Source organism: Collinsella aerofaciens (genome assembly GCF_039752985.1).
GTDB lineage: Bacteria > Actinomycetota > Coriobacteriia > Coriobacteriales > Coriobacteriaceae > Collinsella > Collinsella aerofaciens_BT.
The window spans coordinates 1-6438 of record NZ_JBDMHA010000085.1; the positions used below are offsets into that span (position 1 = coordinate 1).

The 6438-nt window shown below is 59.9% G+C and carries 7 protein-coding genes; 5 read left to right on the top strand and 2 right to left on the bottom strand.

Going from position 1 to position 6438, the window contains the following annotated elements:
* Nucleotides 1-1942 (bottom strand): bifunctional 23S rRNA (guanine(2069)-N(7))-methyltransferase RlmK/23S rRNA (guanine(2445)-N(2))-methyltransferase RlmL (rlmKL, locus tag ABHR76_RS09175; RefSeq protein ID WP_346977469.1); only part of this gene is annotated, 1942 nt, incomplete at its 3' end.
* A gap of 75 nt (nucleotides 1943-2017) precedes the next feature.
* Between rlmKL and ABHR76_RS09180 the strand changes: the two genes are divergently transcribed.
* Entirely contained in the window at nucleotides 2018-2845 is an 828-nt protein-coding gene (locus tag ABHR76_RS09180) for an HAD-IIB family hydrolase (RefSeq protein ID WP_346977470.1), read from the top strand.
* A gap of 45 nt (nucleotides 2846-2890) precedes the next feature.
* Here ABHR76_RS09180 and ABHR76_RS09185 read toward each other — a convergent pair whose 3' ends face one another.
* Nucleotides 2891-3682: a DeoR/GlpR family DNA-binding transcription regulator gene (locus ABHR76_RS09185; protein ID WP_117746828.1), complete on the bottom strand. Its 792-nt coding sequence runs from the start codon at nucleotides 3680-3682 to the stop codon at nucleotides 2891-2893.
* Between the two features lie 359 nt (nucleotides 3683-4041).
* Here ABHR76_RS09185 and ABHR76_RS09190 point away from each other — a divergent pair, with 359 nt between their 5' ends.
* The 4 genes from ABHR76_RS09190 to ABHR76_RS09205 all read left to right on the top strand — a co-directional run.
* On the top strand, nucleotides 4042-4752 hold the full coding sequence (locus ABHR76_RS09190) for a transaldolase (protein ID WP_117746829.1): 711 nt from the start codon (nucleotides 4042-4044) through the stop codon (nucleotides 4750-4752).
* Nucleotides 4753-4761: 9 nt separating this feature from the next.
* Nucleotides 4762-5208 (top strand): PTS sugar transporter subunit IIA, encoded by a 447-nt coding sequence (locus ABHR76_RS09195; RefSeq protein WP_195568982.1) that lies wholly within the window; start codon nucleotides 4762-4764, stop codon nucleotides 5206-5208.
* 76 nt (nucleotides 5209-5284) lie between these two features.
* Nucleotides 5285-5560 (top strand): PTS sugar transporter subunit IIB, encoded by a 276-nt coding sequence (locus tag ABHR76_RS09200; RefSeq protein WP_022094539.1) that lies wholly within the window; start codon nucleotides 5285-5287, stop codon nucleotides 5558-5560.
* A 71-nt stretch (nucleotides 5561-5631) separates the two neighbouring features.
* Nucleotides 5632-6438: PTS transporter subunit IIC (locus ABHR76_RS09205; RefSeq protein WP_346977473.1), on the top strand; the 807-nt coding region annotated here is incomplete at its 3' end.

The following is a 6438-nucleotide window of genomic DNA, read 5'->3' on the forward strand; positions in this document are numbered from 1 at the left end:
AGGTGTTGGAAAGGTCGACCGTCACAGTTTCCTCGACGCCGCCGTCTGCCGCATAGCAGGTGGCGGTGCCGGTGTAGGCGAACAGGTTGAGGAAGCGCCGCGCCTGCTTGGCGTGCTCGCGCACCAGGTTGCGGGTGACGCGGTGGTCCAGGAAGATACCCACATCCAGGTAGTCGTCAAAGTTGACGGCAAAGGTGAGCCCGCCCTCTTCGATGAGCGGCAGGCGACGGCGCGCGATGTTGGCGCGCTCGCCCAATGCGCCCTTGCCGGCGCCCTGTTTGCCGTACTGCGAGCCGCCGCGCGAACGCATGCGGGCCTTGGCGTGCACGTGCTCGGCCGGAACATCCAGGATGCGCGGCGCGATGGCCAAGATGTCGAGCATACGGGCCTGGGCCAGTGCGGGGTCGATGGTCTTGGGCGCGGCGTATTCGGCGATGACGAGCCAGCGGCCCGGCGTCTGCGGGCAACCCTCGTACAGGTCGATGGCAGCGGAGTAGTCGGGCAGGTCGGCATCGTAGACGCGGTAGCAGCTCACGCCCTCGCGCTTTGCCCACTTTCGACGCAGACGGGCGTTCTTGCGCAGGCGGTTGGCGAACTGCTCGGACTCCGGGATGAGCACGGGCAGCGGCTTGCCGTCGCCCAGGTCGAGCGTGGCGGTAGGTTCGGGCATGAGGGTGTCGGCGGCTTCGCCTTGGGCATCTGCGGTCTGCTTCTCGGCATCTGCGCTGGTCGCAGCTTCGAATGCCGCGGCGGCGTGGTCGAGCGAGGGCCAAACCTCAAGAGCCGCCTCCTCGTTATTGGGCATGACGGCGATGGAGCGCGCGGGCTCGGCATGGAGCGCGCGGGCCATAAGGCCATCGCGGGTGAGTGCGGCGACCGGTGCCGAAGCGAGCTCGGGCGCGCGGCGCAGCTCGCCGACCAGCGTCATGGCGTCGTGCATGAGTGAAAGCGGTGTCTCGGTGGTGTCTGCGACTACGGCGGCTCCGGCGACGGCGCCAGCATGGTCCAGCACGGTGGCGGACTTGGCGGCGCAAAAGTCGACAAAACGCTTGTAGCCGGCGCACTTGACCATGCGCTCGGCAGTCTTGCGGGCGGCGGGGTCGATGTCTACGGCCACGATGCGCGCCTGCCGCTCGCGCGCTGCCGCCTCGCGCTCGCGCGCCTCGGCAAGCAGCTGCTCCCACAGGGCGGCATCGTGCAGCTGCCAGCCCTCAAAGCCCCAGCGCTCGCGTGCGGCGCCCGGGGCGCGGTCGGTCAGAATGTTCACGGCTTCCAGCAACAGGCCGCCGCCGGCGCACGAGGCATCGATTAGCGTGGGAAGGGCTTCATTCTCGTAATCGTCGGCCGTCAACTCGCGCTCGCACAGTGCGGTCCAGCCGACCTGCGCCAGCACCAGGGCGGCGTAGTCGGGGCGCAACACGTGCGCGCCCTCGCCGGCACGGGTCGCCGCGGGCGGCAGGCGCTTGAACAGCGGGTCGCCCGAAAGGTCCAGGCTGATGCTCGCGCGGCGCTGGCGCAGCGAAAGCAACAGGTGAACGTCGGGATCGGCGGCGTCGACATCGGCGCGACGGCCCGTGGTCTCGGCCAGACGGTCGCACAGCGCGTCCTTGGCGCGCAGGGCCGAGAAGCGCGTGTTGCGCAGCTGCTCTGTCACGCCGCGGGCGGTAATGGCGATGGTGGCACCGGGGCGGATGATGGTCTCCCAGGCGATGTCGTAAACGCCGTCGTACAGCTCATCGGCATCCTGCGCCTCAAAGCGCCCAAGCACCACAAACACGCGGCTCGCCAGGCGCGACCATAGACAGGCGCGGTAGCCTTCTTCGAGCTCGCCCTCAAATGTAGCGCGGCCTTTCAGGCGGCGGACATGCGAAAGTCCGAGGCGTTTAAGCTCATCGGCGAGTGCGGACTCAAAGCCCTCGGGGCAGCTTGCGTAAAATTCCATGGGTGACCTCTCTGGTTGCGTCGCTCCATTATATGATGGATGCTTCGTTTGCCCTTATCCTCGAAAGGAACCCATATGATTGATGCGTGCCCCGATTCCGCCGTGCTCTTTTTTGACGTGGACGGCACGCTGACGTCGTTCGATCCCGACGATATGACCGATAAGGACTTTTCGGCGGTTCGTCCCTCGCAGACGGTGGTTGAGGCGTTCCGTGCACTGCGCGATGCAGGGCACGAGGCATTTATCTGCACGGGCCGCCCCCTGTGGCTTATCGCCGATAGCCTGCGTGCGCTCGACCCCGCGGGCATCGTTGCCATGGCGGGAGCCACGCTCGAGGTCGAGGGACGCGTGGTACACGAGGACTGCTTTGGCGAGGACGTTATCGAGGAGCTTGCACGCCGTATGGCCGCGGCAGGGATTGAGGCCTTTTTCGAGACCAACGTGGCTACTTTTGCCCTGGAACCCGCGGGTGTTGAGCAGTCGTCTCTGATCGGCACTTCTGTGGCGCACAGCACCGAGGAGATGCGCGTCGACGGCAGTCTGCGCGTGGGCAAGGTAGGCCTCACTGCGCCCAGTTTGGCTCGCGTAGCCAACGATGACGGCTTTATCGATCGCGAGTTTGAGCTGTGCAACACCGGTGGTCAGAATCGCGAGCTGAGCCCCAAGGGCATTGACAAGGGCGTGGGCGTGGCGCGAGCGCTGGCGTATCTGGGCCGCGAGGGAAATGCGCGCACCTTTGGCTTTGGCGATTCGGGCAACGACCTGGGCATGCTCGCCGCCGTCGAGACAGCCGTGGCCATGGGCAACGCTATGCCCGAGGTCAAGGCGGTCGCCGACTACGTGACCGATGACGTCGCACACGACGGTACCGTCACGGCTATGCGCCACTTTGGCTTGATTTAATACATGGCCGGGTCGCCTGCATTGGGGGCGACCCGGCCATGTGAGCTATTTTGCAATATAGAGTTTGGGATGACTGTGGCTGCTCTCGATTGCCGCTGTCATGATACCTTCGCTGTCCCCATCGATGATGATGCCGTCGAGGTCATCGATCTGTGCGGACTGATAAAAGCTCGTCTTATTGAACTTACCCTGGTCGACCATCATGTAGCTCAGGTTCGAGTTGGTTAGATACATGCGCTTGATCATGGCAGAGAAGTCGTGCTCAACGGTAAAGCCGTGGTCGGGATGGAATCCGTCGGCGCTGACAAATGCCTTGTCGGCATGAAGCTTGCTCATGCAGTCGAACGTCAGCGCGCCCGCGAGATAAAGGTGGCCCTTTCGCACGGAACCACCTAACAGCACTACCGAAGCGTTGGGCAGATTGAAGCTGGCATAGTTTGCGATGGCAAGATCGCCGGTGATGATGGTGATGTCGCGCTTGTCTATGAGGGCTTTAGTGAAGTAAAAGCCCGTGGTGCCGATGTCGATCACCAAAACGTCACCATCGTCAACAAGAGTTGCTGCGGTCGCGGCGATAGCCTCCTTGGCTTCGACTTGGACATTGATGCGCTCTTCGGGATACGAGATTGCAGTGGAACGTGAAAGCGATACTGCTCCGCCGCGTACACGACGCAATTTGCCTTCCGATTCCAGTGAGACGAGGTCGTGTCGTGCGGTGACTTCCGAAACCGAAAAGCGACGGACGATGTCGGATACCGAGATATTCGGCTTTTCCGCCAGCCAGTTCATGATAAATCGCTGACGCTCGGCGGGTGAAAGGTCTGAAGTAGATGCCATGTGTCGCTCCTTATGAACGAAAGGCGAAAGAAATGCCTTTCGTAATCGAAATATAACGTATCGATATGAAAAGAACAAGGCAAAATCGAGTGAACGAGATGAATGACACGCTTTGCTTTTATTTGTGTTAGTAGTTGGCCTGACATGCAGAATGCCTGTAATAGCCAGTAAAGAGTCTTGCCTGGAAGGTGTTCACAAAAAGTGAGGTACGCTCGCGCCCGATAATCGACCGTTCGCGGAAAGTTGGCAATTGAGCTTTCGATATCTTTTGAAATAGTTTATAAAAGAAAACCGAAAAGCTTTTGAAACAAAGAAAAAGGCTTTCGATAGCAATAGTGCTAGATGAGAAAGGACCGAACATGGCAATCAAGGTGTTTGCCGACGGCGCTAACCTCGAGGGTATGCTTGACATGCACGACAACGGCAACGTTCAGGGCTTCACGACCAATCCTTCCCTTATGAAGGCCGGCGGCGTGACCGACTACCGCGCTTTTGCCAAGACGGTTCTTGAGCACATCACCGATGTGTCAGTCTCGTTCGAGGTGTTTGCCGACGACGAGGCGGGTATGGAGGCCGAGGCTCGCGAGATCGCAACCTGGGCGGACAACGTCTACGTTAAGATCCCGGCGCTCAACACCAAGGGCGAGTCCACCGCAGCGTTGGTCAAGCGCCTTTCTGCCGATAGTATCAAGGTGAATGTCACCACCATCTTCACGCCCGAGCAGGTCGACGAGTTCGTCGATGCCGTCTCTGCCGAGACCCCCTCTATTCTGTCCATCTTCGCCGGCCGTATCGCCGATACCGGCGTCGATCCGCTGCCCCTCATGGCAGAGTCCGTAAAGAAGGCTGCCGTCAAGCCCGCCGCCGAGGTTCTCTGGGCATCCACGCGTGAGGTACTCAACATCTTCCAGGCAGAGTCTGTTGGCTGCCAGATCATCACGGTCCCCAATGCCCTTCTCGCCAAGCGCAAGAATTTCGGGAAAGATTTGCTCGAGTACTCGCTTGATACGGTCAAGGGCTTTGCCCGCGACATTCAGGCGCTTGGTTTTCATATCCTGCCCGAGGAGTAGGGAGCTGTCATGCTGACCGATCTTCTTAAACCCGAGCTTGTTGCCTGCCATGTCCAGGCCTCCGATTGGGAGGAAGCGATTAGGGCATGTGGCAAGCTGCTCGTTGACGCGGGCAAATGCGACCAGAGCTATGTCGACGCCATGATTTCATCGGTTCACAAATTTGGCCCCTATATGGTTCTGGAAGAGGGTATCGCCATGCCCCACGCCCAGGCCGATGGCAATGTGAGCGAAGCGGGAATCTGCATCGTCACGCTTGATCCTGCGGTTGCATTTGGACACGAGGATTTCGATCCGGTTCACGTACTCGTGGGCATTTGCGCGCCCGACCCCAAGGCTCATCTTGGTTGCTTGGCGGAGCTTTCGCAGATGTTCGAGGACGAGGACTGCGTTGCCAAGCTCAGCGCGTGCGGTACGCCCGAGCAGGTTTTGGAGACCATGCGTTCATTCTTTTAGGCCTTAATGGCACGGCGATGCGTCGCCGCTTTTGGATAGACGGAAAATCCGTCACGTGTAGGAGAGGAAGGTTGCCATGCATATCATCACCGTATGCGGAAACGGCATCGGGTCCAGCCTGATGCTCGCTGGCAAAGTCGAGGAGCTTTGTGAGGAGGAGGGCATCAAGGCCGACGTTGAGTCTATGGACCTGAACGGTGCTTCTTCCGCAAATCCGGATCTGTTCATTACCGTTAAGGAGCTCGCTCCCGAGCTTCACGGTAACGTCGTGATCGTTCGCAGCTACGTGAACAAGAAGAAGATCCGCGAAGACGCCCTCGAGGCAATCAAGGCGGCCGCCGCTAACGCCTAAAGCGGCACAAAAAGGGGCGGTTCCCTGTGGAAGAGGGAAACGCGCCCACGTTAAAAAGAAAGGAAGCCCAGATGCAAGTCATCCTTCCCATACTTGAGTTTATCCAATCGATTCTGACCAAGCCAGCATGGATTATGGGTCTGTTCGCTTTTGTGGGCCTTGTCGCGCTTAAGCGTCCCGCCCACAAGGTGATGACAGGCACCCTGAAGCCGATCCTTGGCTACATCATGCTGTCTGCCGGCGCCGCTGTTGTTCAGGAGAACCTTGCTCCGCTGGGTACCTTCATCGAGACCGGTTTCCACATCACCGGCGTCGTGCCCAACAACGAGGTTGTCGTTTCGATGGCTCAGAGCGTCCTCGGCGTTCAGACCATGATGATCCTGATTCTCGGCTACGTCGTGAACATTATCATTGCCCGCTTTACCAAGTTTAAGTACATCTTCCTGACGGGCCATCACAGCATGTTCATGGCTTGCCTGCTGTCTGCCGTTCTGCAGGCATCTGGCTTCCAGGATGTCCAGCTTGTCATCGTGGGCGGCATGTTCCTGGGCCTCGTGAGCGCTATGCTTCCCGCCGTTGGTCAGCGTTTCACCGAGAAGGTTACCGATGGCGATGAAATCGCCATGGGCCACTTCGGTTCACTCGCCTATTACATCTCCGCTGCAGTCGGTACGCTTTTTGCTAAGGACGCCGAGGAGAACAGCACCGAGAAGATCGAGGTTCCCGAGAAGTTCTCCTTCCTGCGCGACACCACCATCTCCACGGCTCTTACCATGGCCTTCTTCTACCTGGTTACCGCTTTCGCCGCTTACATCGCAGATCCTGCGGTCGTTACCAAGACCGCTGGCGGCGACAATGTAATCGTCTACGCCCTGACC

Excerpts from the sequence above, each read along its gene's own strand:
- ABHR76_RS09180 (WP_346977470.1), top strand. The coding sequence starts at position 2,018 with ATGATTGATGCGTGCCCCGATTCCGCCGTGCTCTTTTTTGACGTGGAC.
- ABHR76_RS09185 (WP_117746828.1), bottom strand. The coding sequence starts at position 3,682 with ATGGCATCTACTTCAGACCTTTCACCCGCCGAGCGTCAGCGATTTATC.
- ABHR76_RS09190 (WP_117746829.1), top strand. The coding sequence starts at position 4,042 with ATGGCAATCAAGGTGTTTGCCGACGGCGCTAACCTCGAGGGTATGCTT.
- ABHR76_RS09195 (WP_195568982.1), top strand. The coding sequence starts at position 4,762 with ATGCTGACCGATCTTCTTAAACCCGAGCTTGTTGCCTGCCATGTCCAG.
- ABHR76_RS09200 (WP_022094539.1), top strand. The coding sequence starts at position 5,285 with ATGCATATCATCACCGTATGCGGAAACGGCATCGGGTCCAGCCTGATG.